Annotated in this window: 23 protein-coding genes; 2 read left to right on the top strand and 21 right to left on the bottom strand. The window is 69.3% G+C overall.

All coding sequences use genetic code 11. The features are described 5' to 3' along the window. Window positions 1–2: 2 nt before the first annotated feature. From lpdA to F0Q34_RS02315, 14 genes are all read right to left on the bottom strand, one after another. Window positions 3–1487, bottom strand: coding sequence for a dihydrolipoyl dehydrogenase (gene lpdA / locus F0Q34_RS02380; protein ID WP_370750887.1), 1485 nt, complete (start codon window positions 1485–1487; stop codon window positions 3–5). Between the two features lie 113 nt (window positions 1488–1600). Then, on the bottom strand, window positions 1601–2872 hold the full coding sequence (gene odhB, locus F0Q34_RS02375) for a 2-oxoglutarate dehydrogenase complex dihydrolipoyllysine-residue succinyltransferase (RefSeq protein WP_149810510.1): 1272 nt from the start codon (window positions 2870–2872) through the stop codon (window positions 1601–1603). Between the two features lie 53 nt (window positions 2873–2925). Then, entirely contained in the window at window positions 2926–5802 is a 2877-nt protein-coding gene (locus tag F0Q34_RS02370; RefSeq protein WP_149810509.1) for a 2-oxoglutarate dehydrogenase E1 component, read from the bottom strand. A 206-nt stretch (window positions 5803–6008) separates the two neighbouring features. Next, window positions 6009–6899: a succinate--CoA ligase subunit alpha gene (gene sucD / locus F0Q34_RS02365; protein ID WP_149810508.1), complete on the bottom strand. Its 891-nt coding sequence runs from the start codon at window positions 6897–6899 to the stop codon at window positions 6009–6011. 1 nt (window position 6900) lies between these two features. After that, window positions 6901–8097: an ADP-forming succinate--CoA ligase subunit beta gene (gene sucC, locus F0Q34_RS02360; RefSeq protein ID WP_149810507.1), complete on the bottom strand. Its 1197-nt coding sequence runs from the start codon at window positions 8095–8097 to the stop codon at window positions 6901–6903. Between the two features lie 78 nt (window positions 8098–8175). After that, window positions 8176–9129, bottom strand: a complete 954-nt coding sequence (gene mdh, locus F0Q34_RS02355; protein ID WP_149810506.1) for a malate dehydrogenase — start codon at window positions 9127–9129, stop codon at window positions 8176–8178. A 127-nt stretch (window positions 9130–9256) separates the two neighbouring features. After that, window positions 9257–9694: a hypothetical protein gene (locus F0Q34_RS02350; protein WP_149810505.1), complete on the bottom strand. Its 438-nt coding sequence runs from the start codon at window positions 9692–9694 to the stop codon at window positions 9257–9259. A gap of 45 nt (window positions 9695–9739) precedes the next feature. After that, window positions 9740–10924, bottom strand: a complete 1185-nt coding sequence (zapE, locus tag F0Q34_RS02345; protein ID WP_149810504.1) for a cell division protein ZapE — start codon at window positions 10922–10924, stop codon at window positions 9740–9742. Between the two features lie 402 nt (window positions 10925–11326). Next, window positions 11327–12109, bottom strand: a complete 783-nt coding sequence (locus F0Q34_RS02340; protein ID WP_149810503.1) for a succinate dehydrogenase iron-sulfur subunit — start codon at window positions 12107–12109, stop codon at window positions 11327–11329. Between the two features lie 14 nt (window positions 12110–12123). Beyond that, the gene (gene sdhA / locus F0Q34_RS02335; RefSeq protein WP_149810502.1) at window positions 12124–13935 is read right to left on the bottom strand and encodes a succinate dehydrogenase flavoprotein subunit; all 1812 of its coding nucleotides are present in this window, start codon (window positions 13933–13935) and stop codon (window positions 12124–12126) included. 100 nt (window positions 13936–14035) lie between these two features. Beyond that, window positions 14036–14431, bottom strand: coding sequence for a succinate dehydrogenase, hydrophobic membrane anchor protein (sdhD, locus tag F0Q34_RS02330; RefSeq protein ID WP_149810501.1), 396 nt, complete (start codon window positions 14429–14431; stop codon window positions 14036–14038). Between the two features lie 9 nt (window positions 14432–14440). Beyond that, on the bottom strand, window positions 14441–14869 hold the full coding sequence (gene sdhC, locus F0Q34_RS02325) for a succinate dehydrogenase, cytochrome b556 subunit (RefSeq protein ID WP_241665275.1): 429 nt from the start codon (window positions 14867–14869) through the stop codon (window positions 14441–14443). 213 nt (window positions 14870–15082) lie between these two features. Beyond that, complete coding sequence (locus F0Q34_RS02320) at window positions 15083–15382, bottom strand: hypothetical protein (RefSeq protein ID WP_241665274.1); 300 nt, start codon at window positions 15380–15382, stop codon at window positions 15083–15085. Between the two features lie 131 nt (window positions 15383–15513). Further along, the gene (locus F0Q34_RS02315) at window positions 15514–16545 is read right to left on the bottom strand and encodes an aspartate-semialdehyde dehydrogenase (RefSeq protein WP_149811224.1); all 1032 of its coding nucleotides are present in this window, start codon (window positions 16543–16545) and stop codon (window positions 15514–15516) included. A gap of 239 nt (window positions 16546–16784) precedes the next feature. On the opposite strand from F0Q34_RS02315, the gene F0Q34_RS02310 reads away from it, so the two are divergent. Continuing rightward, the gene (locus F0Q34_RS02310) at window positions 16785–17210 is read left to right on the top strand and encodes a DUF1489 family protein (protein ID WP_149810499.1); all 426 of its coding nucleotides are present in this window, start codon (window positions 16785–16787) and stop codon (window positions 17208–17210) included. A gap of 382 nt (window positions 17211–17592) precedes the next feature. On the opposite strand, the gene F0Q34_RS02305 is transcribed toward F0Q34_RS02310, so the two are convergent. The 7 genes from F0Q34_RS02305 to F0Q34_RS02275 all read right to left on the bottom strand — a co-directional run bounded on the left by F0Q34_RS02305 (window position 17593) and on the right by F0Q34_RS02275 (window position 25821). After that, window positions 17593–18258 carry an NADH-quinone oxidoreductase subunit B family protein gene (locus tag F0Q34_RS02305; protein ID WP_456316228.1) on the bottom strand — a complete coding sequence of 222 codons (666 nt, stop codon included), beginning with the start codon at window positions 18256–18258 and terminating at the stop codon, window positions 17593–17595. Continuing rightward, entirely contained in the window at window positions 18255–19763 is a 1509-nt protein-coding gene (locus F0Q34_RS02300) for a hydrogenase large subunit (RefSeq protein WP_149810498.1), read from the bottom strand. The genes F0Q34_RS02305 and F0Q34_RS02300 overlap by 4 nt, the downstream gene beginning before the upstream one ends. Next, the gene (locus tag F0Q34_RS02295; protein ID WP_241665273.1) at window positions 19760–21232 is read right to left on the bottom strand and encodes a proton-conducting transporter transmembrane domain-containing protein; all 1473 of its coding nucleotides are present in this window, start codon (window positions 21230–21232) and stop codon (window positions 19760–19762) included. Before F0Q34_RS02295 ends, F0Q34_RS02300 begins: the two co-directional genes overlap by 4 nt. Continuing rightward, window positions 21229–21918 carry a hydrogenase-4 component E gene (locus tag F0Q34_RS02290; RefSeq protein WP_149810497.1) on the bottom strand — a complete coding sequence of 230 codons (690 nt, stop codon included), beginning with the start codon at window positions 21916–21918 and terminating at the stop codon, window positions 21229–21231. Before F0Q34_RS02290 ends, F0Q34_RS02295 begins: the two co-directional genes overlap by 4 nt. Next, entirely contained in the window at window positions 21918–22874 is a 957-nt protein-coding gene (locus F0Q34_RS02285; protein ID WP_149810496.1) for a respiratory chain complex I subunit 1 family protein, read from the bottom strand. Before F0Q34_RS02285 ends, F0Q34_RS02290 begins: the two co-directional genes overlap by 1 nt. Beyond that, entirely contained in the window at window positions 22871–24898 is a 2028-nt protein-coding gene (locus F0Q34_RS02280) for a proton-conducting transporter transmembrane domain-containing protein (RefSeq protein WP_149810495.1), read from the bottom strand. The genes F0Q34_RS02285 and F0Q34_RS02280 overlap by 4 nt, the downstream gene beginning before the upstream one ends. Before the next feature lie 92 nt (window positions 24899–24990). Beyond that, the gene (locus F0Q34_RS02275; RefSeq protein WP_149810494.1) at window positions 24991–25821 is read right to left on the bottom strand and encodes an aldo/keto reductase; all 831 of its coding nucleotides are present in this window, start codon (window positions 25819–25821) and stop codon (window positions 24991–24993) included. Between the two features lie 41 nt (window positions 25822–25862). Here F0Q34_RS02275 and F0Q34_RS02270 point away from each other — a divergent pair, with 41 nt between their 5' ends. Further along, window positions 25863–26540, top strand: a complete 678-nt coding sequence (locus F0Q34_RS02270; protein ID WP_241665272.1) for a hypothetical protein — start codon at window positions 25863–25865, stop codon at window positions 26538–26540. Window positions 26541–26762: the final 222 nt, after the last annotated feature.

The following is a 26762-nucleotide window of genomic DNA, read 5'->3' as shown; positions in this document are numbered from 1 at the left end:
GCTCAGATGTGCAGCGGGCGGCCATCCACGGCCAGCGCCGCTTCCTTCACCGCCTCGTTCAGCGTCGGGTGGGCATGGCAGGTGCGCGCCACATCCTCGGCGCTGGCGCCGAACTCCATGGCGATGGCCACCTCGGCGATCAGCGTGCCGGCATCCGGGCCCAGGATGTGGGCCCCCAGCACGCGGTCCGTTTCCTTGTCGGCCAGGATCTTCACGAAGCCATCGGTGTCGCCCATGGCGCGGGCGCGGCCATTGGCCATGAAGGGGAACTTGCCGACCTTGTAGGCCTGCCCGCGCGCCTTCAGCTCCTCCTCCGTCTCGCCCACGCTGGCGATCTCGGGCCAGGTGTAGACGATGGCGGGGATCACGGCGTAGTTCACATGGCCCGCCTGCCCGGCCAGGCGCTCGGCCAGGGCCACGCCCTCATCCTCGGCCTTGTGGGCCAACATGGCGCCGGCGATGACGTCGCCGATGGCATAGATGCCGGGGATGTTGGTGGCGAAGTGCTTGTCGGTCTTCACCCGGCCGCGCTCATCCAGCTCGACGCCCACCTCAGCCAGCCCCAGCCCGTCGGTGTAAGGACGGCGGCCAATGGCCAGCAGCACCACGTCGGCCTTGATTTCCTCGGCCGCGCCGCCGGCGGCGGGCTCCACCGTCAGGGTCACGCCCTCGGCCGACTTGGCGGCGCCGGTCACCTTGGACTTCAGCTTGAACTTGATGCCCTGCTTGCCGAGCACGCGCTCAAACTGCTTGGCGGTCTCGCCATCCATGCCGGGGGCCAGGCGGTCCAGATACTCGATCACCGTGACCTCGGCACCCAGGCGTCGCCAAACGGAGCCCAGCTCCAGCCCGATCACGCCGCCGCCGATGACCACGAGGTGGCCCGGCACCTTCTCCAGCTCCAGCGCGCCGGTGGAGGTGACGATCTGCTTCTCGTCCACCTCAACGCCGCGCAGCGGGGCGCTGTCGGAGCCGGTGGCGATAACGATGTTCTTGGCGTCATAGGTCTGGCCGGCGACCTCGACCTTGCCGGGGGCGGTGATCTTTCCCTCGCCCTTCAGCCAGGTGATCTTGTTCTTCTTGAACAGGAACTCGACGCCCTTGGTGTTGGCCGAGACGACCTCGCCCTTCCGCGCCTGCATCCGCGCCAGATCCAGCTTCACGCCGTCCACCAGAATGCCGTGATCGGCGAACTTGTGCTTGGTTTCCTCGAAGCTTTCCGAGGATTGCAGCAGCGCCTTGGAGGGGATGCAGCCGACATTGAGGCAGGTGCCGCCCAGGGTGGCGCGCTTCTCCACGCAGGCCACCTTCATGCCGAGCTGGGCGGCGCGGATGGCGCAAACATAACCACCGGGGCCGGCACCGATGACGATGACGTCGAAGCTGTCGGACATGAGCGAAGCACCTGCTTGACAAAATGGACCGGCCGCAAACTGGCGCGGTAACGCCTGGCGGGCAAGAGGCTGCGCCGCATTCCTGCGCCCCATTCCGGACAGTCCCGCCCCGCAGCCCCGTCGGCACGGCCCTGGAAGGCGCCGGATGGCGGGCAACAAAAAAGGCGGAGCCGAAGCCCCGCCCTGTTCCGGCCGGCCGCCGAGGATCAGAGATCCAGCAGCAGGCGGCGCGGGTCCTCGATGCTTTCCTTAACGCGCACCAGGAAGGACACCGCCTCCTTCCCGTCGACGATGCGGTGATCGTAGGAAAGCGCCAGATACATCATCGGGCGGATCTCGATCTTGCCGTTCACCACCATCGGCCGCTCCTGGATCTTGTGCATGCCCAGGATGCCCGATTGCGGCGGGTTCAGGATCGGCGTCGACATCAGCGAGCCGTAGATGCCGCCATTGGTGATGGTGAAGGAACCGCCCGAAAGCTCCTCCAGCTTCAGCTGGCCGTCACGGGCGCGCTTGCCGAAGTTGGAGATGCCCTTCTCGATCTCGGCGAAGGAAAGCTGGTCGGCGTTGCGCAGCACCGGCACGACAAGGCCGGAGGGGCCGCCCACCGCGATGCCCATATGCACGAAGTTCTTGTAGACGATGTCGTCGCCGTCGATCTCGGCATTGACCGCCGGGTAGTCCTTCAGCGCCGCCACGCAGGCCTTCACGAAGAAGGACATGAAGCCGAGCTTGGTGCCGAGCTTCTTCTCGAAGGCGTCCTTGTATTCGCTGCGCAGGGCCATCACGGCCGACATGTCCACCTCGTTGAAGGTGGTCAGCATGGCGGCGGTGTTCTGCGCCTCCTTCAGCCGGTTGGCGATGGTCTTGCGCAGGCGGGTCATCTTCACCCGCTCCTCGCCGCCTTCCAGGGCGCGGGGGGCCTTGGGGGCCGCCTTCGGGGCCTCCGGCGCAGGGCGGGACAGGAACGCCTGCACGTCGCCCTTGCTGATGCGGCCATCCTTGGCGGTGCCGGCGCCAATCTGCCCGGCGGAAAGGCTGTTCTCCTCCATCATCTTGGCCGCCGCCGGCAGCGGGGCGTGGCCGCCGCCGCCGCCCGGGCGGGACACCGGGCCGGTTTCGGCGCGCGGCGCCTCGACCTTCGGCGCGTTGGCCGGGTTGCCGGCGGTGGCGCCGGAAGCTTTGGGGGCCGGCGGCTTCTCCGTGCCGGGAACCTCGGTCGCCTTGGGGGAGACCTTGCCCTCCCCGGCGGAGATGGTGCCCAGGATGGCACCCGGCTCGACCTCGGCGCCCTCATCGGCGGCGATCGCCTCCAGCACGCCGGCGGCGGGGGCGTTCACCTCCACCGTGACCTTGTCGGTCTCCAGCTCCACCAGCGGCTCATCGGCGGCCACGGCCTCCCCGGCCTTCTTCATCCACTTCGCCACGGTGGCCGTGGACACGCTTTCGCCCAGGGTGGGCACCAAAATCTCGGTCATTCTGCCGTCGCCTTTATGCCGCTGCAGCTATGCTGATCAATGAGGTGAGGTGGTCAGGAAAGACCCAGCGCTTCGCGCACCAGGGCTTCCTGCTGTTGCTGATGGACCTTGGCGGAGCCGGTGGCGGGGCTGGCCGCCTCCTCGCGCCCGACATAGGAGGGGCGCTGCGCCTTGTTGCCGAGTTCCCTGAGAACCTTCTCGATGCGCCGGTCGAGGAAGTTCCAGGCGCCCATGTTCTCCGGCTCCTCCTGGCACCACACGATTTCGGCGTTCTTGTATTCGGCCAGGGCCCGCGCCAGCGAGCGCGCCGGGAAGGGATACATCTGCTCCATGCGGATGATCGCCACATCCTGCACCTTCTTGTCGCGGCGCTCCTGCAGCAGGTCGTAGTAAACCTTGCCCGTGCAGATCACGACGCGCTTCACCTGGTCGGGCGCCGCGATGGCATCGACCTCGGGGATCACGGTTTGGAAGATGCTGCCCGGCGCGAAATCGGCCAGGGAACTGACGGCCAGCTTGTGGCGCAGCAGCGATTTCGGGGTCATCACCACGAGCGGCTTGCGGTAATTGCGCTTCAGCTGGCGGCGCAGGGCATGGAAGTAGTTGGCGGGCGTGGTGAAGTTGCACACCGCCATGTTCTTCTCGGCGCAAAGCTGGAGATAGCGCTCCAGGCGGGCGGAGGAATGCTCCGGCCCCTGCCCTTCATAGCCATGCGGCAGCAGCATCACGAGGCCGGACATGCGCAGCCACTTCGTCTCGGCCGAGGCGATGAACTGGTCGATCACCACCTGCGCGCCATTGGCGAAATCGCCGAACTGCGCTTCCCACAGCACCAGGGTCTGCGGGTCGGCCAGGGTGTAGCCATAGTCGAAGCCCAGCACGCCCATCTCGGACAACAGGGAGTTGAAGGCTTCCATCCGCTTCTGGCCGTCGCGGATGTTGTTCAGCGGCATGTATTCCGCCTGCGTCTTCTGGTCGATCAGGACGCAGTGGCGGTGGGAGAAGGTGCCACGCTGCACATCCTCGCCGGACAGGCGGATGCGGTGCCCTTCCAGCAGCAGGGAGCCGAAGGCCAGCGCCTCGCCCGTCGCCCAGTCGATGCCCTCGCCGCTCTCGATGGCGTTCCTCTTGGCGTCAAGCTGGCGGGTGATCTTGGAATTGGTGTTGAAGTCGGCCGGCACGCGGGCCAGCGCCATGCCCACCTCGCGCAGCGTGTCCAGGGCGACAGCGGTGCCGTCCTCCTTTTCCTCCTCCTCGGAGCCGGCGGCCTTCAGCCCGGCCCAGTGGCCTTCCAGCCAGTCGGCCTTGTTGGGCTTGAAGGTTTGCGCCGCCTGGAAGGCTTCCTCCAGCTGGGCGTAGAACGCGTCCAGCATGGCCTTGCCTTCTTCGGCCGGCACGGCGCCGGACTGCGCCAGGCGCTCCGCATACAGGGTGCGCGTGGTGCGCGTTTCCTTGATGCGGCCATACATGATGGGCTGGGTGAAGGCCGGCTCGTCCGTCTCGTTATGGCCGTGGCGGCGATAGCAGACGATGTCCAGCACCACATCGGCGCCGAACTTCATGCGGTACTCGGCGGCCATCCGGGCGGCGAACACCACGGCCTCCGGGTCGTCGCCATTGACGTGCAGGATCGGCGCCTGAACCGACTTCGCGACATCCGTGCAGTACAGGCCGGAATAGGCATGCGCCGGCACGGTGGTGAAGCCGATCTGGTTGTTGACGATCACATGCACCGTGCCGCCGGTGCGGTAGCCGATGAGCTGGCTCATCGCCAGCGTCTCATAAACCACGCCCTGGCCCGCGAAGGCGGCGTCGCCATGCAGCAGGATGCCCATCACCGAGCGGCGGCCCTTAGTGTCGCCGGCCATGTCCTGGCGCGCGCGCACCTTCCCCGCGACCACGGGGTCCACCACCTCAAGGTGGGAAGGGTTGGGCTGCAGCGACAGATGGACCTGCCGGCCATTGATCTCGATATCGGTGGAGGTACCCAGGTGGTACTTCACGTCGCCGGAGCCCTGCACGTCGTCAGGGTTGGCGGAGATGCCCTTGAACTCGGCGAACACCTTGGTGAAGGGCTTCTTCACCACGTTCACCAGCGTGTTCAGGCGGCCGCGATGCGGCATGCCGATGGCGATCTCGGAAACGCCCTCATCGGCCGCCGTGGCGATAATGGTCTGCAGGGCAGGAATGGTGACCTCGCCGCCTTCCAGCCCGAAGCGCTTGGTGCCGACATATTTGCGGGCGCAGAAGGATTCGAACCCTTCGGCCTCGGTCAGCTGCTGCAGGATCTGGCGCTTGGCGGCGGCGTCGAAACTGCGGGTCCAGGGCGCGCCCTCGACCTTCTGCTGGATCCAGGATTTCTGCTCCGGGTCCTGGATATGCATGAACTCGACGCCGATCGGGCCACAATAAGTGGCGCGCAGGATCGACATGATCTCGCGCAGCGTCGCGGTTTCCTTGCCCAGGACGCGGTCAATGAAGATCGGCCGGTCCATGTCGGCGTCACTGAAGCCGTAGGTCCTGGGGTCCAGCTCCGGATGCGCCTTGGGCTTGGTCAGGTGCAGCGGGTCGAGTTGGGCTTCCAGATGCCCGCGCACGCGATAAGCGCGGATCAGCATCAGGGCGCGCAGCGAATCCAGCACCTGCTGGCGGGCGGCGGCGGGGCTGGCGGCCGGGGCGGCACCCGGCTTCTTCGGATCGGCCTTCGGCGCCTCGGGCGCGGGCGCGAACTCGCCGCGCGGGCGCGGCGCCCAGGAGGCGCCGGAGGCGTCGTGCAGCACGGCGCGGGCATCGTCGTTCAGCGCCGCGAACAGCTCCTGGAAGGAGACGTCCACGCTGTCCGGATTTTCCACCCAGCGCGCGTAAAGGTCGGCGAGGAAGGTGGCATTGGCCCCCACCATCGCGCTTGCCAGGATGTCGATACCGGCCATCATCTCCTCCTCGCCCGGGCCTCGGCGGGCACAGGGCGTCAGTTCAGTTCAGGGCGTCGGAAAATGGAACGCCGCCCCTATATAGGGGCGGCGCTGCATATCACACAGGATGTTGCTGCAACATTGCGGGTGAACAGGTCGTTCGTCGCGGGCCTGCATGTCAGACCCGCGCCACCCACCACTGCCATGCTGCGGCGCAACAAACATCAGCCACGCAGGGCCTTCACCATGGTCGAGCCCAGCGCCGCGGGGCTTTCGGCCACATGGATCCCCGCCTCGCGCATCGCCTCCATCTTCGCCGCCGCGGTGTCGCGGCCACCGGAGATGACGGCGCCGGCATGGCCCATGCGGCGGCCCGGAGGGGCGGTCGCACCGGCGATGAAGCCGACCACGGGCTTGTAGTTCCTGGAGCCCGGCTTGTTCTCGCGGCCGAGGAACTCGGCGGCCTGGATCTCGGACTGGCCGCCGATCTCGCCGATCATGACGATCGACTTCGTTTCGTCATCGGCCAGGAACATTTCCAGCACCTCGGTGAAGTCGGTGCCCTTCACCGGATCGCCGCCAATGCCGACGCAGGTGGACTGGCCGAGCCCGGCCGCCGTGGTCTGCGCCACCGCCTCATAGGTCAGCGTGCCCGAGCGGGACACGATGCCGACCGAGCCGCGCTTGTGGATATGGCCCGGCATGATGCCGATCTTGCAGGCTTCCGGCGTGATCACGCCCGGGCAGTTCGGCCCGATCAGGCGGGACTTGCTGCCCGAAAGGGCGCGCTTGACCTTGATCATGTCGATCACCGGGATTCCCTCGGTGATGCAGATGATCAGCGGGATCTCGGCGTCGATCGCTTCCAGGATGGAATCCGCGGCGAAGGGCGGCGGCACGTAGATGACGGAGGCGTTGGCGCCGGTCCGCTCCGCGCATTCGGCGACGGTGTTGAACACCGGCAGGTTCAGGTGGGTCTGGCCACCCTTGCCCGGCGTCACGCCGCCCACATAGTTGGAGCCGTAGGCGATGCCCTGCTCGGCATGGAAGGTGCCCTGCGAGCCGGTGAAGCCCTGGGTCATCACCTTCGTGTTCGCGTCGACGAGAATGGCCATGTTACGCGGCCTCCTTCACGGCGCGCACCACCTTCTCGGCGGCGTCGGCCAGGTTGTCGGCGGGGATGATCTTCAGGCCGGATTCCGCCAGGATCTTCTTGCCGAGTTCGACGTTCGTGCCTTCCAGGCGCACCACCAGCGGCACCGACAGCGTCAGGTTCTTGGCGGCCGCGACAACGCCGTTGGCGATCATGTCGCACTTGGCGATGCCACCGAAGATGTTGACCAGGATCGCCTTGACGTTGCTGTCGGAAGTGATGATGCGGAACGCCTCGGTCACGCGCTCCGCCGTCGCGGTGCCGCCAACATCGAGGAAGTTGGCCGGCGAGGAGCCGTACAGCTTGATGATGTCCATGGTGGCCATGGCGAGGCCCGCCCCGTTCACCATGCAGCCGATCTCGCCATCCAGCGCGACGTAATTGAGGTCGTGCTTGACGGCTTCCAGCTCCTTCGGGTCCATCTCGCTGTCGTCGCGCAGGGCCTCGAGGTCCTTGTGGCGGAACAGCGCGTTGTCGTCGAAGGACACCTTGGCGTCCAGCGCCACCACGTCGCCCGCGCCGGTCACCACCAGCGGGTTGATCTCGACAATGGCGCAATCCAGCTCGACGAACGCCTTGTACATGGCGGACACGAACTTGGTGAAGGCGGCGACCTGCTTGCCTTCCAGCCCAAGGCCGAAGGCCAGCTTGCGGGCATGGAAGCCGGAAACGCCCGAGGCCGGATCGACGACCGCCTTCAGGATCTTCTCCGGATTGTGCTCCGCGACCTCCTCGATCTCCATGCCGCCCTCGGTGGACGCCATGATGACGATGCGGGACGTGTCGCGGTCCACCAGCAACGAGAGATACAGCTCGCGCTTGATGTCGCAGCCATCCTCGACATAGACGCGGGACACGAGCTTGCCGGCCTCGCCGGTCTGCTTGGTCACCAGCGTCTTGCCGATCATGGCGTCCGCGGCCGCCTTCACGTCCTCGACCGACTTGACGACGCGCACGCCGCCCTTGCCGTTCGGGTCCTCCTTGAAGCGGCCGGCGCCACGCCCACCGGCATGGATCTGCGACTTCACCACATAAACGGGACCAGGCAGCTTCTTCGCCGCCTCGGCCGCCTCTTCGGCGGTCCAGGCCACATGGCCATCGAGCACCGCGACGCCATAGCGGCGCAGCAGCTCCTTGCCCTGATACTCGTGAATATTCATCCGCTCACCCTCTGTATGGGCTGGACGGCCGTGGCCCGGCCGGATTGTTGCCGGGGCCCAGGGCCCCGGCAGGCACGCTCAGACACCGAGCTTCTTGAAGTCCTCGACGAGCTTCTTGACCGCGTCGCAAGACTTGTCGAAGGCGGCCTTCTCCTCGGGGAGGAACTCGACCTCGACCACCTTCTCCACGCCGTCCTTGCCGATCACGACCGGCACGCCGACATAGAAATCCTTCTGGCCATACTCGCCGTTCAGCATGACGGCGCAGGGCAGGACGCGCTTCTTGTCCTTCAGGTAGCTCTCGGCCATCGCCACGGCGGACGCCGCCGGGGCATAGAAGGCGGAGCCCTTTTCCAGCAGCTTGACGATCTCGCCGCCGCCATTGGCGGTGCGCGCCACGATGGCGTCGATCTTCTCCTGCGTGGTCCAGCCCATCTTGATCAGGTCGGGCACCGGGATGCCGGCCACCGTGGAATAGCGCGTCAGCGGCACCATGGTGTCGCCATGGCCGCCGAGGACGAAGGCGGTCACGTCCTCAACCGAGACGCCGAATTCCTGCGCCAGGAACAGGCGGAAGCGCGAGGAGTCCAGCACGCCGGCCATGCCGACGACCTTGTGCGCCGGCAGGCCCGACTTCTGCTGCAGCGCCCAGACCATGACGTCGAGCGGGTTGGTGATGCAGATCACGAAGGCGTTCGGGGCGTATTGCTTGATGCCCTCGGCCACCTGACCCATCACGCCGGCATTCTTGGTCAGCAGGTCATCGCGGCTCATGCCCGGCATGCGCGGGAAGCCGGCGGTGACGATGATGACATCGGCATCCTTGATGGCGGAATAATCGGACCCGCCGCTCATGGCGCTGTCGAAACCATCGACCGGGCTGGACTGCATGATGTCCAGCGCCTTGCCGGCGGCCACGCCGCCGAACACGTCGAACATCACGACGTCGCCCAGTTCCTTCAGCCCGATCAGGTGGGCCAGCGTGCCCCCGATATTGCCGGCGCCGATCAGCGCAATCTTGTTGCGGGCCATGCTGAGGCTCCTTCCAGGAAATTCAATGTCAGGCGGAAATTTGGAAATCGTGCAGCGACTTCCTACTCCCCTCCCCGCGCCCCGACAAGCAGCGCGCGGAAGGCGAGGAACGGGTCAGGCCCCGCAATCAAAGAGGCAGGCAGCGCACCACGTCATCATGCCCGCGCGCGAGTGTCGCCATGGTGCCGATCGGGCATTCGCGCTGCTCGCCCGAGGCCATGGGCAGGCCCGCCTGCCAGGAGGTGCGCTGCGGCGCCACGACCCGCGCCTGCGGCGCGCGGCTGGCCGTGCGCTGCAGCTTCGGCTGGCGCAGCACCTGCGCCGGCTTGGCGGCGGCCTGGCGCGGACGGGCCGCCGCCGGGCTGGCGGCGCGCGCCACGGGCCGCGCCGCCTGCCGGGCCGCGGCCCCGCGCGTGGAAGTGAGCGCCTTGCCCGTCTTGCTCATGACCGGAGCCGGCTGGGCCTCGCGGCGGGGCGATGCCGCCTCGGCCTTGTGCTCCATCGCGACTGGGGCCAGCCCCACAAGCAGCATCCCCAGCAGGCAGGCGGTCACGGCGCTTCGCATGGCAGCTCCTTTTGAACGGGTGGCCGGGCCCTTCTCCACCGCGCCTCAGGTCAGGTGCGGCAGGCCCAGGTAATCGTGGCTTTGCATTTCCATGAGGCGGGACGCGGTGCGCTGAAACATCGCAGCGTTCTCACCCTGCTCGTACAGCCGGTCGGGTTCCGCAGCGGCGGAGGCGACCAGCTTACAGCGATGCTCGTACAGCGTGTCCACCAGGGTGATGAACCGCCGCGCCTTGTCGAAATTGTCGGGGCCCAGGCGCGGGATGCCGTCCAGCACCAGGGTGTGGAAATGAGTGGACAGGGCCAGGTAATCCGCCGGCCCGAGCGCCTGTCCGCACAGCTGGTCGAAATCGGCGCGGGCCACCCCGGCTGCGGCCTGCGGCACCTCGACCCGGCGGCCGAGCACCATCAGCACCTGTCGGCTGCCCTGCGCCTGCCCGGTCAGTTCCTTGAATGCGGCGTCGAGGGCGCGTTCCGCCCGGCCATCCGCCGGCGAATGCCAGGTGGGCAGCCCCTGGATGCGGCCACGCCGGTAATCCTGCGCCGATTGCAGGTGCAGGACGTCGACGTTCTTCTTGATCAGATTGATGAAGGGCAGGAAGGCATCACGCCCCGGCCGCCCCTTGAACAGGTCGTCCGGCGCCGTGTTGGAAGTCGCGACGACCACCGCGCCCCGGGCGAACAGCGCCTCGAACAGCCGGCCCAGGATCATCGCGTCGGCGATGTCATGCACCTGGAACTCATCGAAGCACAGCAGGGAGGCCTCGGCGATGATCTGGTCGGCCAGCGGCGGAATGGGATCGGCGGCGTCGCCATGCTGCCGCCGCCAGGCATGGATGCGCTGGTGCGACTGCTGCATGAACTGGTGGAAATGGATGCGCTTCTTGCGCGGCACGTCGGCGCATTCGAAGAACAGGTCCATCAGCATGGACTTGCCGCGCCCGACCTCCCCCACGAGGTAGAGGCCCTGCGGCGTGTTGCCCGGAGCCTCCGCTACCGGCTTGCGGCGGAAGAACCGTCCCATGAAGCCGCTGCCGGGCTCGGCCGTCGGCACCTCCCGCTTCGGATCATAGCCGCGGGTGCGGCGCCAAAGGTCCTGCAGGATCTCGGCGGCCTGGGCCTGGGCGGTGTCGGAACGCAGATCGCCCGCCGCGACACGGGCACGGTAGGCGGGCAACGGACCTTCACTGGTGGCGGCGGGGTTCAGCGCCGGCTTTGTCGAGCCATCCATCGCGTTGCGGCATAAAGGGTTATCGGCTGTCCGACAACCGGGCTGTGAAGAAGATTCCGCCGCTTCATGGCCGCCCTGCGCGGCATGCGTGCAAGCCTGACGGGAACCACCACCATTAGGTCCATCTTTGAACCAGGAAGCAGAACAGGCCGGCATTCCAAAGCGACAGCGCACCTTGCCCCTGCCGCGATGCGCAGGAGGCGCGACGCCCGGAAGCCTGGATTCGATGAAGAACGGATGCCACGCTCTGGCACCCCGGACAGCACAGGCAACCGTCGATGGGGGGGGTCGCCGCAGGCCCAGACGGCACCACCGCCTACCCCGCCATAGTCGCAGGACACCATGCATGCAAAAGGCCGGGGAGCATCCTGCCCCCCGGCCTTTTTCATGTCACCATGCGATTCAGCTCTGGCGCTCGATCATCAGCTGGCGGATCTCGCCGATCGCCTTGGCGGGGTTCAGACCCTTCGGGCAGGTGGCGGCGCAGTTCATGATGGTGTGGCAGCGATACAGGCGGAACGGATCCTCAAGATCGTCGAGGCGCTCGCCCGTCGCCTCGTCGCGGGAATCCGCGATCCAGCGATAAGCCTGCAGCAGCACGGCCGGGCCCAGATACCGGTCGCCGTTCCACCAGTAGGATGGGCAGGCCGTGGAGCAGCAGAAGCACAGGATGCACTCCCACAGCCCGTCCAGCTTGGCGCGCTCTTCCTTGGACTGGCGGCGCTCCTCGTCCGGCGGCGGCGCCGTCTCGGTCTTCATCCAGGGCTGGATGGAGCGAAGCTGCGCGTAGATATGCGTCAGGTCGGGCACCAGATCCTTCACCACCGGCATGTGCGGCAGCGGGGTGATGCGGACGTCCTTCTTCACGTCCTCGATCGGCTTGAGGCACGCGAGCGTGTTCATGCCGTCGATGTTCATGGCGCAGGAGCCACAGATGCCTTCCCGGCAGGAGCGCCGGAAGGTCAGCGTGGTGTCCACCTCGTTCTTGATCTTGATCAGCGCGTCGAGGACCATCGGCCCGCACTTGTCGAGATCGATCTCGTAGGTGTCGTAGCGCGGATTCTCCCCGGTGTCGGGATCGAACCGGTAGATCTTGAACGCCTTGACGTTCCGGGCTCCGGCCTCGGCCTTGTAGGTCCGGCCGGTGCCGATGGTGCTGTTCTTGGGCAGCGTGAAAGTGGCCATGTTGCGGCTCGTCCTCAGTACACGCGCGGCTTGGGCGGGAAGACCTGGACCTCGTTGGTGAGGGTCCGCATCTTCACGTCGCGATAATCGAGCCTGACCTGGTACTTGTCGTCGACCCAGGCCAGGGTGTGCTTCATCCAGTTGACGTCATCGCGCTCGGGGTAGTCTTCCTGCGCGTGGGCGCCGCGGGATTCCTTGCGGGCCTCGCCGCCGACCACGGTGGTCAGGGCGTTGCCGATCAGGTTGTCCAGCTCCATCGCCTCCATCAGGTCGCTGTTCCAGATCAGCGAGCGGTCGGCGATCTTGATGTCCTTATAGGTGTCGGCCACCTTGGCCATCTTCTCGCAGCCTTCCTTCAACAGCTCGGAGGTGCGGAACACGGCGGCATGGGTCTGCATGGTGCGCTGCATGTTCAGCCGCAGCTCGGACACCGAAACATCGCCCTTGGCATGGCGGACACGGTCCAGCCGGTCCAGCGCCATCTCGCCGGCCTTGGCCGGCAGCGGCGCCTGGGTGGCGCCGGGCTTCAGGGTCGCGGCGGCGCGCAGCGCCGCGGCGCGGCCGAACACCACGAGGTCGAGCAGCGAGTTGGTGCCCAGGCGGTTGGCGCCATGCACGGACACCGAGGCCGCCTCGCCCACCGCCATCAGGCCCGGAACCACGCGGTCCTGGTCCGTGGCGGTCGGGTTCAGCACCTCGCAATGGATGTTCGTGGGGATGCCGCCCATGTTGTAATGGACCGTAGGCAGCATCGGGATCGGCTCCTTGGTCACGTCCACGCCGGCGAAGATCTTCGCCGTCTCGGAGATGCCCGGCAGCCGCTCATGCAGCAGCTCGGCGCCCAGGTGCTCCAGATGCAGGTGGATGTGGTCCTTGTGCGGGCCGACGCCACGGCCCTCGCGGATCTCCATCGACATGGCGCGGGACACCACGTCGCGGGACGCCAGGTCCTTCGCCGTCGGCGCGTAGCGCTCCATGAAGCGCTCGCCCTCGGAATTGGTCAGGTAGCCACCCTCGCCGCGCGCGCCCTCGGTGACGAGGCAGCCGGAGCCGTAGATGCCGGTGGGATGGAACTGCACGAACTCGTTGTCCTGCAGCGGCAGGCCGGCACGCAGCACCATGCCGCCGCCATCGCCCGTGCAGGTATGGGCGGAGGTGCAGGAGAAATAAGCGCGGCCATAGCCGCCGGTGGCCAGCACCACGGTCTGGGCGCGGAAGCGGTGCATGGAACCGTCTTCCAGGTTCCAGGCCATGACGCCGCGGCAGGCGCCTTCCTCGTCCATGATCAGGTCGAGGGCGAAATACTCGACGAAGAACTCGCAGTTATGCTTCAGCGACTGCTGGTACAGCGTGTGCAGGATGGCATGGCCGGTGCGGTCGGCGGCGGCGCAGGCGCGCATGGCCGGCGTCTTGCCGTAGTTCTGCATGTGGCCGCCAAAGGGCCGCTGGTAGATCTTGCCATCCTCGGTGCGGGAGAACGGCACGCCGTAATGCTCCAGCTCGATGATCGCCGGCACGGCCTCGCGGCACATGTATTCGATGGCGTCCTGGTCGCCCAGCCAGTCCGACCCCTTGACGGTGTCGTACATGTGCCAGCGCCAGTCATCCTCGCCCATGTTGCCGAGCGCCGCGCCAACGCCGCCCTGCGCCGCCACGGTGTGGGAGCGGGTCGGGAAGACCTTGGTGATGCAGGCGGTTTTCAGGCCCGCGGCACCCATGCCGAAGGTGGCCCGCAACCCCGCCCCGCCGGCACCGACCACCACCACGTCATAGGTGTGGTCCACGATGCGGTAGGCGCCCGAGGAAGGCATGGTGATCGCGTTCATTCCGGGTCCGTCCATACAACTGCGCGGCGTGCTGTCAGGGGCCGCCGCCTTTGCTTCAATCCGCCAAACCGGTCAGGCGGCCCTGCCGCCCGAAGGTGCCTCAGACCGCGATGCGCAGCACGGCCAGCCCGGCCATCAGAGCCAGGATCCAGCACAGCGCCTTCACCGCCAGGATGCCGCCCTGCCGCGCCAGCTCGCCGCGGGTGTAGTCCTCGATCACCACCTGCACACCGATCGCCGCGTGGTAGAAGGACAGGCCGATGGTGGCCAGCAGCAGCACTGCGTTGAACGGCCGGGCGATCCAGGCCTGCGTGGCCTCAAAGGAATGGCCAGCCAGGGACGCGGCCGAGAACACGAACCACAGGGTCAGCGGCAGCAGCGCGATGGAGGTGACGCGCTGCATCCACCAGTGGTGCGTGCCACCCTTGGCCGAGCCGAGGTTGCGCACCCGGCCGAGCGGGGTGCGCATGGGGAACTTGATGCTGTTGTCGCTCATGATCTTGTTTCAGGCCCAGGCGATGATGGCGACCAGCCAGGTCAGCACGGTCATGACGGCGGTGGCGATCAGCACGATGCGGCCGGTGCGGTGCACCGCGGGCATGTCGCAGCCATAGCCGAAATCCCATGCCAGGTGGCGCAGGCCAGCCAGGGTGTGGAACCAGGCGGCGGCCGACAGCCCGAACAGGACCAGCATGCCCAGAAAGGAGGACATGAACCATTGCACATTGGCGAAGGCCGCCGGGCCGGACGCCGCCGCCGCCAGCCACCACACCATCAAAAGCAGCCCAACCGTCCAGGCGCAGCCGGTGATGCGGCTGCCGATCGACATGCCGCTGGTGATCTGCAGCATGTCATAGACCTGCAGATGCGGCGACTTCGGGCGCAGGATGCGCGTTCCGTCCGTGCGGAGCCCCACATAGGTCGCATCACGCAAGTCACTGTTTCTAGACATGGACCGATCCCGCTTCCGCACTGAATTCCGGCTGCCCCGTCCCACCGCCGGGGCAGCGGCGGGCGGGACGATGCCGGAACCTTTTATGGTGCGGCGCCCCAAAGCGTCAACGCGCCCCATGGGCGATAATGCCGATCCTTCATCCCTCGGTCGGTTCATGAGGCCCGGGGAGGTTCCCCGGACCCCAGATCGCCGTCAGTAGCCGCCCTGGTATCCCCCCTGGTAGCCGGGAGGCGGGCCATAGCCGCGGCGGTCATAATAGGGATCGGGAGCGCGTTCCGGCGTGGTGGCCGCGCCGCCCACAGCGCCTAGCGCACCGCCGATCAGCGCGCCTGTTCCCGCATTGCCGCTGAGCGAGCCCAGCCCGGCGCCCGCGCCGGCGCCCAGCAGCCCACCGCCGACGGCACGCTGGCCGGGGCTGTAGGAATTGCAGGCAGCGAGCCCGAGCCCGATGCCGCCCAGCAAGACCATCCGGGTGATCATGTTCCGCATCATGGTGTCCTCCTTCGCTGTTCCAACGTGGAACAGCCTGGGCGGGATGCGGGGCGGCAGCGTGGCGGAGGCAGGGCAATCCTGCCATAACCCGACACGCCTGCGTGAAGACGGGCGCCGCTGCCGCCTTCCGGTCAGGCGGCCTCGCGCGCCAGCAGCTTCCGCCGCACCAGTTCCTCGGCGATCTGCACCGCGTTCAGCGCAGCGCCCTTGCGCAGATTGTCGCCAACGCACCAGAAGGCCAGGCCATGCGGCACGGTGGGGTCGGCGCGCAGGCGGGATACGAACACCGGGTCCTCCCCCGCAATGTCCACCTGCGTGGCGTAGCCGCCATCTTCCCGGCGGTCGAGCAGGGTGATCCCCGGCGCCTCGCGCAGCGCCGCCCAGGCCTGCTGCACCGTGATCTCGCTCTCGAACTCCACATGCACCGCCTCGCCATGGCCGATAAAGGCCGGCACGCGCACCGCCGTGGCCACCACCTGGATGTCGGGGTCGAGGATCTTGCGGGTTTCCACCGCCATCTTCCACTCCTCCTTGGTGAACCCGTCATCCATGAACTTGTCGATATGCGGGATGCAGTTGAAGGCGATCGGCTTGGTGAACACCTCGGGCGTCGAGGCATCGTTGACGAACACGCCGCGGGTCTGGGTGAACAGTTCGTCCATCGCCTCCTTCCCGGCGCCCGAGACCGACTGGTAGGTGGCCACCACCACCCGCCGGATGCGGGCGATGGCGTGCAGCGGCTTCAGCGCCATCACCATCTGGATGGTGGAGCAGTTCGGGTTGGCGATGATGCGGCGCTTACGGAACCCTTCCAGGGCCTGGGGATTGACCTCGGGCACCACCAGCGGGACGTCGGGCTCCATGCGGAACTGGCTGGTGTTGTCGATCACCACGCAGCCCGCGGCGGCGGCGCGCGGCGCGTGCACCGCCGAAATAGCCGCGCCGGGCGAGAACAGCCCGATATCCGTTCCCTTGAAATCAAAGGTTTCCAGGTTCCGGACCGTGAGCACCTGCTTCTCGCCAAAGGAGATCTGCTGCCCGGCGGAGCGCGGCGAGGCCAGGGCCACGACCTCGCTCACCGGGAACTGACGCTCGGCCAGGGTTTTCAGGATCTCGCGGCCGACATTGCCTGTGGCGCCGACGACGGCGACGCGATAGCCCACCATGCGGTTCTTCCTTGTGTTCCCCGCCCCCGCCCCAGGCCGGAAAGGACTGGCAGGGCGGCTCCGGGCCGGCATGAAATCGGCGCTGCCTTACTCCGCGCCCTGGCCGCCACGCAATGATTTTGGCGGCGCCACCTCCAGCCGATTGCCTTTCCGGCGCTGGGAGGCGGCACCGCCATCCCGGATGTTCGCGCGGCGGGACCCTTGCCGCAGGCTCCGCGGGGCGTAGATGTGGCACCATGTTGCACATCCTGAAACTTTGCGTGGGGCCGCGCGACGTGGGGACCCTGCGGGCCTCGCAATCCCGCCGCGCCATGCTCGACCCGCCCCTGCGGCACCTGACCCGCATGGCCCCGAAACGCGCGGCGGAGGTGCTGGATGGCGGCTCCCTCTACTGGGTCGTGGCGGGCTATGCCTGCGTGCGGCAGCGCATCCTGGACATCCGGGCCGAGGCCAGCGCAGACGGCACGCCGCACACCGCCCTGGTGCTGGACCCGGAATTGGTGGCGGTGGCGGCGCGCCCGGTGAAGGCCTTCCAGGGCTGGCGCTACCTGGAGGCAGAGGCGGCGCCGGCCGATCTGGTGGCGGGCGCCACCGACAGTTCCGGCATCGCCGCCCTGCCCCCGGCCTTGCGGCAGGAATTGCAGGCGCTTTGCCTGATCTGAGCCGGCACGCCCCGGGATGACGGGGATTTCAGGTTCCGCCCATGATGGTGTCAGCTTTATTGGTTAACGTTTCGTATCGAAGGCTGGAGGGGCTGGTCCGCAATCAGAGCAAAGCGCATCCCCGGAAAGCCCCAGGGCCTGGGCCAGCCCCTCGCCGGCCTGTTCCCCGCCCACCTTGTCATGCTCCGGCCTGACCAGGCCGCGGGCAACCCTGCCAGCCAGGGACCGACCACCCGGCCCTTCAAGGGGCGGGAACAAAGCGATCGCTACCGGGTGGCAGCCAGACTTTCCCGGCAGGCTGTTATCCGGACGCCGGCTCCTTGCGGAGAACCGGCTCCTTGGGCCGGCCGGAGAATCCGGCCGGCCTCTTTATCATCCGGCTTCAGAATTCGGGCTCATTCCGCAACGGACCGGGCTGAGGCTCCGCATCCTCACGCTGCGCTTCCACCAGCGCCAGAAGCCCTTCCAGCATCAGGCCCGGCATGGGCGGGCAGCCGGGGATCACCAGATCCACCGGCAGGACCTGCCCGACTCCGCCTTCCACGGCATAGCTGTCACGGAACACGCCGCCATCCACGGCGCAGTCGCCCACCGCCACCACCCATTTCGGCTCCGGCGCGCATTGCCAGGCACGCTGCACCGCCTCCGTCATGTTGCGGCAGGCGGGGCCGGTGACCAGCAGAACATCGGCATGGCGGGGCGAGGCCACGAAGCGCAGCCCGAGTCGCTCCAAGTCATAAACCACCCCGGACAAGGCATTGATCTCCAGCTCGCAGCCATTGCAGGAGCCGGAGCCGACATGGCGAATGGCCAGGCTGCGGCCCAGCCTCGCGCGGGACGCGGCTTCCAGCCTTTCGGCCAGCGCCGCCACCGTCACTTCCGGCACAGGCGGGCCGGACTCGGTGAGCGGCGCCCGGAGCAGGTTGCAGGTCAGTCGCGGCAGCAGCATGGGCGGCCAGGAGAGGCCGGAAAGGGCCTGCCGCAGCGATGGCCAGGGCGCCTTGGCCGCCGCGTCCTGCTGCGACGCGTTCTCGGGTGGTTCGCTCACAGATCCACCCCGCTATAGCTGGCGTTGAAGGATTTGTTGCAGAGGGGGAAGTCGGCCAGGATGTTGCCCTCCACGGCCGCTTCCAGCAGCGGCCAGTGCAGCCAGGACGGATCCCGCGAGAAGCAGGCGCGGATCAGCCCCGCCTCGTCCAGCGCCATCCAGCACAGCACATCGCCGCGGAAGCCTTCCACCAGCGCGACGCCCTCGCCGGCGCGCATGGCCTCGGGCGGCGGGGCCACCAGGGTTTCGCCGGGCTCCAGCCGCGCCATCAGCGTTTCGGCCAGGGCCAGGGATTGCTCCAGCTCCGCCACGCGGATCGCCAGCCGCGCTTCCACGTCGCCGGCCTGCAGCACCGGCACCTCGAAGGCGAGGCTATCATAGGGCGGGTAGGCACCGTTCCGCCGCGCGTCGAAATCCCGCCCCGAGGCGCGGCCGACGAAGCCGCCGGCGGCGAAGCGCGCCGCCAGCTCCGGCCGCAGCACGCCGGTGCCGGACAGGCGGTCCTGCAGGCTCGCCTGTTCCTCGGTGATGCGGCGCAGGGCCGGCAACCCGTCGCCGATCCCGGCCAGCGCGGCGCGCAGCCTGTCGGGGCCGCTCCGCGCGATGTCGATGGACACGCCGCCGGGCACGACGCGGTCCATCATCAGCCGGTGGCCGAAGGCGGCTTCCTGCGCCCGCAGCAAGCCTTCGCGCAGCACGCCGCAACGCGCCTGCGGCCAGGCGAAGGCGGCATCGCCGCACAGCGCGCCCCAGTCGTTCAGGTGGTTGGCGATGCGCTCCAGCTCCGCCATCAGGCCGCGCAGCAACAGGGCGCGGGGCGGTGGCTTGACCCCGAGCGCCGCTTCCGCGGCGGCGGCGAAGGCCCAGGAATGCGCCACGGTGGAATCGCCCGAGATCCGCGCCGCGAAGCGCGCCGCCGCCCGCGGCGACTTGCCGCGCATCAGCCCCAGCGTGCCCTTGTGGGCATAGCCAAGCCGGGCCTCAAGCCGCACCACCGTCTCGCCCTGCACATGGAAGCGGAAATGGCCGGGCTCGATCACGCCGGCATGGATCGGGCCAACCGGCACCTGATGCACCCCGGGCCCGGTGGCGGGCAGGAAAACCGGCTGCGGCGGCTCGGACGTATTCGGGGCCGGCCTGGATGACAGCGGAGCGGTGACGGCCCACCGCCCGTGGTCGAGCCAGGGCCGCCCATCGGTGCCGCCTTCCGCCCGCCTGCCCCACAGATCCGCCACCGCCCGCTCGAACCAGGCGGCGGCCGGCCGGGCGGGCGACAAGGCGGGAAAGGCACCGCCCGTGACCGGCAGCGTCGCCAGCAACACGCCATCCGGGCCATGGAAGGCGGCATGCACGGCGCCCTCCTCCGCCCAAAGGCCGAGGAAATCCAGTTCCGGCTCCTCCGCCAGCGCATCGCGCAGGGCGAGCCAGCCGTCGGCGTCCAGTTCATGCCGGATGCCGGCACGGGCGACGCCGCGGCGGATCAGCTCGGTGGCGGGGCGGCTCATCCGGCAATCCTCCCCGCCTCAACCAGCATCGCGTAAAGGGCGGGCGGCAAGGCCAAGCCCAGCAGCAATGCCAGTAACAGGTGCAGATGCACCGGCACCATGGCCAGCCAGGGCGCCAGCCATGCCGGCACCACGGCACCCGCCGTCGGCGGAGCATGCTCCGCCGACGGCGCGGCGGGGCCCAGGGCGATGGCATGGACTTGCCGCAGCAAGGCCAGCGCCGCCACCAGCAGCCCGATTGCCAGCGGCACCACCAGCCAGGGCAGCCGCGCCGCGCTTTGCTGCACCAGCAGGAACTCGCTGGCGAACAAGGAAAAGGGCGGCAGGCCGGCGATGGCCAGCATTGCCACCACCAGCGGCCAGCCGATCCAGGCACGCGCTGGGGCCAGCCCGGCCAGTTCCGCCAATTGCCGCCGCCCGGCCTGACCCAGCGTGAAGAAGATGGCGCTTTTCACCAGGGAATGCCCGAGCAGGTGCAGCATCCCCGCCACCGAGGCCGCGCCGCCCAGGCCGAAGCCGATGGCGGCCAGCCCGATATGCTCGATGCTGCTCCAGGCGAAGAAGCGCCGCGCATCGCGCCGCCGCCACAGCGAGATGGCGGCCACCAGCAACGACAACAGCCCCATGCCCAGCAGCAGCGCGCCGGGCGACAGGGTCGCGGGGTTCAGCCCGACCACCGCCTTGGCGCGCAGGATGGCGTGCAGTGCCGCGTTCAACAGCAGGCCGGACAACACGGCGGACATCGCGACCGGCCCCTCGGCATGGGCGTCCGGCAGCCAGGAATGCAGCGGCACCAGCCCCGCCTTGGTGCCGTAGCCGACCAGCAGGAACACGAAGGCCAGGCTGAGCAGCCCGCCATCGGCCTGCGCCGCCACGCCGCGCAGCGCCGTGAAGGACAGGCTGGCTTCCCCGCCCAGCACCGGCTGGGCCGCCAGCCCCAGCACAATGGTGCCGAACAGCGCCAGGGCGATGCCGAGCCCGCCAAGGATCAGGAATTTCCAGGCCGCCTCGATCGCCGCGCGGCCACGGTGCAGCGCCACCATCAGCACCGAGGCCAGCGTCGCCGTTTCGATGGCGACCCAGGTGAGGCCCAAATTCTCCGCCAGCAGCGCCAGGTGGTGCGCGCCCAGGAAGATCTGGAAGGCGGCATGGAAGGCGCGCCCGGTGACGGGCGTGAAGCCTTCCCGCGGCAGGGTGGCGGCGGAGAAGCAGGCCGTGGTCAGCCCGACCAGCGCGCCCAGCAGGAGCAGCGGCAGGTTCAGCGCGTCGGTGTGCAGCCATCCGTTCACGCCGAAGGGCAGAGCCGCCAATGCCAGGGCCAGGGCGAAGCCCGCGGCCGCCAGGGCGATGTTCAGCATGGCGGCCAGCCGCGGCGACGGAATGGCGGCCAGCGCCACGCCGCCGATCACCGGCAGCGCCACCAGGAGGCCAGGCAGCGTCGGGATCAACATGGCCAGCGCCTCGTTCAAGGCGGGCCCTCCCCGGGCGGCGCGCTTTCCCCGCGATGGTGGTGCAGCAGGCCGAGATCCAGCCCGGCGAAATCGTCGCGCAGGCGCAGGGTGAAGAAGCCGGCCACGGCGGCCAGCGCCACCACCAGGGCGGCGGTGGCCAGCTCCACCACCAGCGGCAGGCCCCGCGCCCCGGCGGCGGCCAGCACCAGCCCGTTCTCCAGGCTGAGCAGCCCCACCACCTGTCCGATGGCGTGCCGGCGGGTGATCATCATCAGCATGCCCAGCAGCATCACGGACATGGCGAAGGCCAGGCCTTCCCGCACCAGCGCCCCGGCCCCCTGGGTCGCCGGCAGCACCACCAGGATGGCCAGCGCCACCAGCCCGACGCCCATGATCATCCCGGGGCCGATGCCGATGGCGGTTTCCACCGCCCGCCGCAGGCCGAAGCGCCGCACCAGCAGCCGCAGCCCGAGCGGAATGGCCACCGCCTTGGCCAGCAGCGCCGCCAGGGCGGTGACGTAAAGGGCGGGCACGTCGAGCACCCAGCCCTGCCACGCGACGGCCATCGCCAGCACCGCGCCCTGTGCGGCCAGGGCGCCGATCAGCGCCGTCACCCGCCGCTGGTAAAGCAGCACAAAGGACAGCAGCAGCACCCCGCCCGCCAGCAGATGCGCCATGTCGAAGGGAAGCTGGCCGAAGCCCATCACGCCAATCCGGTTGAAAGAAACAGGAACACCGCGCCCAGCAGCGCCAGCAGCAGGGCCGCGCCGAGGAATTCCGGCACGCGGAACACCCGCATCTTGGCAATGGCGCTCTCGAACACCGCCAGCGCCACCGCCAGGGCGCCGAGCTTCACGACCCAGGCCAGCAGCCCGAGCAGCCAGCCGCCCAGGCCGGAAAAGGCCGGCGCGGTGCCGAAGGGCAGGAACAGCGCCGCCAGCAGCGACAGCCACAGCATCAGCCGCAGCGCCGCCTGCATCTCCCACAGGGCGAGGTAGCGGCCGGAGGTTTCCAGCAGCATCGCCTCATGCACCATGGTCAGCTCCAGGTGGGTGGCGGGATTGTCCACCGGCATGCGGCCATTCTCGGCCAGGGCCACAGCGAGCAGCGCCAGCAGCGCCAGCAGAAGCGAGATGCGCAGCCCCGGCCCGCCATCGGCGAAGGCTGCACCGATGGCGTCGAGGTTGGTGGAGCCGGCCAGGATGGCGAAGCACAGCACGGACAGGATGAAGGCCGGTTCGGCAAAGGCGGCGAAGCTCATCTCCCGCGCGGCGCCGAGGTCGCCAAAGGCGGTGCCCACATCCATCGCCGCCAGCGCCAGGGCGAAGCGGGACAGCGCCAGCAGCCCGGCCACCAGGATCAGGTCGGCCATGGGTGCCAGCGCCATGCCGCGCGCGAAGCCGGGCACCAGCGCCGCCGCCGCGCTTGTGGCCGCCAGCGCCAGATAGGGCGTCGCCACCGACATCACGGACGCGCTTTCCGCCAGAAGCGGCTGCTTGCGCGCCAGCTTCGCCAAGTCCCGCCAGGGCTGCAACGGGCTTGGCCCCCGCCGCCCCATGAGCCGGGCCTTCAGCCAGCGCACCAGCCCGACCAGCAACGGCGCCAGCGCCAGCATCAGCGCCAGATGCACCAGCTGGGTGAAGATCGCGCCCGGCGTCATGGCGGGCCCGCCAGCGCCAGCAAGGCCAGCAGCAGCAACAGCGTGCCGAAGGCGATGCCGAGGAACTGCCGGATGCTGAGGTCACGCAGCCATTCGGCCGCCTGCGCCAGCCTGTCCCGCGCGATCAGCAGCGGGCGAAGAAAGGCGGGCAGGACCGGGTCGCGGAACCCGGCCTCCAGCCGGGCCGGCGCGGGATCGCCCGGGGCGGCGAAATGCACGGCCTCCCGCGCCATCAGCAGGCGGGTGCCCAGCATCCGCCGCAGCGGCTGCGCGAAGCCGGCGGCGCTGGCCTGGGTGGCCGGATCGCCGAAGGGCAGATGCGCCGGCGGCGCGATGAAGCCGCCATCCCAGACCGGGCCCCGCGCCGCGGGCTGCAGCGACAGGCGGCGCAACCCCGCCACCAGCGCCGCCGCCACGATCGCGACCAGCAGCAGCACGCCCAGCGGCCAATAGGCCGAGGCCGCCGTGGCGGCGCCAACCGACCAGGGGCCGGCCACCACCAGCCCCGCATGGCCGCTGACCTGCGCCACCGCCGGCGCGCCCAGGGCCAGCAGGCTGCCGGGCAGAAGCCCCGCCCCGGTGGCCAGCACCACCAGCGCGACCAGGGCGGCCCGGGCCGGCGGCGCCGCGTCCTGCGCACCCAATGTGCGCGGCGTGCGTGCCCGGCCCAGGAAGCACAGGCCCCAGAAGCGCAGCATCGCCATGGCGCCCAGCGCGGTGGACAGCGCCACCACCGCCGTCACCGCCGCCACCATCACCTGCACCCAGAGCGCGCCCACGCGCCAGGCGGACAACAGCGCCTGAAGCAGCAGCCATTCCCCGGCGAAGCCCACCAGCGGCGGCAGGGCGGCCGCCGCGGCGGCGCCGAACAGCGCGCACAGCGCCACCAGCGGCATGGCGTGGATCAGCCCGCCCAGCGCATCCAGCCGGCGCGATCCGGCGCCGTGCTCGACCTCCCCGGCGGACAGGAACAACAACGTCTTGAACAGGGCGTGGCCCAGGGCGTGCAGCAGCGCCGCCCCGGCGGCCACGGAAGCGAGCGGCCCCAGATCCGCCCCGCGCAGCACCGCGGACAGGCCGAGGCCCATCGCCACCAGCCCGACATGCTCGATGGTGGAGCAGGCCAGCAGCACCTTGCCATCCACCTCCTGCGTCGCGCGCAGGGCACCGAACAGGGCCGACGCGGCGCCGATCACCAGCAGCGGCGCGCCCCAGGCCGGCGGCTGCGCCGGCCCGCCGAGATCCAGCACCAGCCGCGCCACCACATACAGCGCCACCTTGGTCATGGCGCCGGACATCAGCGCCGAAACGCCGGCCGGCGCCACCGGATGGGCGATGGGCAGCCAGCCATGCAGCGGCACCAGCCCGGCCTTGGACCCGGCGCCCAGCAGCACCAGCGCCATCACCAGCGCCGCCATGCCGCCCTGCATAGGCGCGGCCCGCAGACCGGCAAAGGAAAGGTCGCCCGCCAGCCCGCCCATCAGCCCGATCGCCGGGATCAGGCAGGCGGCGCCGAACAGCGCGAAGCCGAGGTAAAGGCGCGCGGCGAGCCGCTCCCCTTCCCCGCGCGTTTCCATTGCCCGCGCCACCAGCAGGCCCCAGGAGGCCAGCGACATGGCCTCGAAGCCCAGGATCAGGGTGAAGCCGTCGGCGGCCCCCAGACACAGCGCCATGCCGAACAGGAACAACGGGTAGCACAGGAGGCGGCGTGGCGGGGCCTCGGCCTCATGGGTCCAGGCGAACAGGCCGGTGGCGGCGCCGACCAGCCCCAGCAGCAACAGAAACCAGGCGGACAGGCCATCCAGCGCCAGGCTCAGCGGCGCCCAGGGCGGGCCAACGGGCAGTAGCAGCGGATCGCCGCCACCGAAGACCAGCACGGCGACGCCCAGCGCCGCGAAGCCCAGCGAAACCAGAAAACAGCCGCCATGCACCAGCCGCGCCAGCGCCGGCCAGCGCGCCGCGCCGCCGCCCGCCAGGGCCAGCGGCAGCAGCATGAGCAACAAGGTCGCCAGCACCGCGCTCACGGCATGTCAGTCAAGCAGGTCACGTGGCGGAAGATAGGCACCCCTCACGCAAGCCGAAACCCGCAAAGCGAAGGCCAGGGTACCGGCCCTGGTCACAGCATCTCCAGCGGCTGCTTGCGCTTGGGCGGCGGAAAGGCGCCGTCGAGCTCCGCCAGGTCCTCCGGCGTCAGCACCACCTTCCACACATCGGCGTTTTCCCGCAGATGCGCCTCGTCTGCGGCCTTGGGGATGCTGATGATGCCGTCATTGCGCAGCGTCCAGGCCAGCGCCACCTGCGCCGTGCTGATGCCATGCCGCGCCGCGACGCGCCGCAGGGCTGGATGGCGCAGCAGGCTGCCGCCCTGGCCGATGGGGGAATAAGCCATCACCGGCATCATCAGCCGCGCCGCATAGGGCAACAGGTCGAATTCCACGCCGCGCGCCTCAAGATTGTACAGCACCTGGTCCGTGGCGCATTCCGGCAGCGCCTCCCCCAGCTCCTCCAGGTCGGACATGTCGAGGTTGGAAACCCCCCAGCGGCGGATCTTGCCCTCGGCCACCAGCCGGCGCATCGCCTCCACCGTTTCCGCCAGCGGCACCGCGCCCCGCCAGTGCAGCAGGTAAAGGTCGATCACATCCGTCCGCAGGCGCTTCAGGCTGCGTTCGCAGGCCTGCGGCAGCCGCGTGCGGGAAGCGTTCTGCGGATAGGCCTTGGTGACCAGGAACACCTCGTCCCGCCGCCCGGCGACGGCCTCGGCCACCACCTCCTCGGCGCCGCCCTCGGCATACATCTCGGCCGTGTCGATCAGCGTCAGGCCGAGATCCAGGCCCAGCCGGAGGACGCGCGTCTCGGCCGCCCGGTCGGCACCGCGCTCGCCCATCTTCCAGGTGCCCTGTCCCAGGACGGGAAGGCTGGCGCCGTCCGGCAAGGTGATGCGGTTCATGGCGAACTCCTTCCTCGATCCCTATCTTGCCGCATATGCGCATGACCGCCACCCCGACCCGGCCAGCCCCGCCCCTGCCAATCCTGGCCTTGCCAGCCTTGGCCCTGCTGGTCCTGCCCCTGCTTTCCGCCCCCGCCCGCGCGGCCACGGAAAGCTATGGGCCATGGATCCTCAGCTGCGCCGCCGACCCGATGACCGACCACACCGCCTGCCGCATGACCCATGCGACGCCGGTGGAGCCGGCCACCGCCACCGAATCGGCGCTGGCGCTGGAAGTGGCCGTGCGGCGCGGCGTGCTGGTGCCGGTGGTGACCGCCCGCGACCTCGGCATGGAAGGCGTGGCGCGCGGGCTGCTGGCCCTGGCGGGAACGGTTCAGCTGCGCTTCCCGCCCAATCCGATGATGGAGATGCCCTGCGGGCTGGAAGGCCGCTCCGTGGTTTGCGCGCCGCGTCCCGAGGATGCGGCGCGCGCCGCCGCCGAGCTGCCTCAGGCGAGCCACGCGCTGCTGCGGGTGATGGGGCTGGGCAGCGCCACGGCGGACAGCGCGCCGCGCGACCTGCCCTTGTCGGAAACCGGGCGGGCCCTGGCGGCCTTCCGCGCCGCGGCGCCGCCGAGCCAGGCCAGCGAGCCGCCACCGCCCTTCGACCTGCGGGACATGCTGATGCGGTTGCAACGCTTCTTTTTCTCGCAGTTCAGCCAGCCCCAGACCCAGCCCTAGCGCCCGGCCGGGCCGTCCGGTCCCCGCCTTCCGCGCGCAGGGAAGGCCGGCGCGGCGTCGCGGCGGGCCGGGACGCCGCGGACGGTTCCTGGAAGGGCCGCCATGCCAGGAAGCGCGGCAGCGGGGTGGAAGCCCTATCGCACCTGGTTTCGCGCGGCGGCTTGGGTTGCGGGCCGGACATCGGGCGCCTTCCCTGATGGTGGCTGTTCCCCCTGTCAATCG

Source organism: Teichococcus oryzae (genome assembly GCF_008386565.1).
Lineage (GTDB): Bacteria > Pseudomonadota > Alphaproteobacteria > Acetobacterales > Acetobacteraceae > Pseudoroseomonas > Pseudoroseomonas oryzae.
The sequence above is the reverse complement of the archived record's forward strand: the minus strand, read 5'-3'. Positions and strand labels throughout refer to the sequence as shown.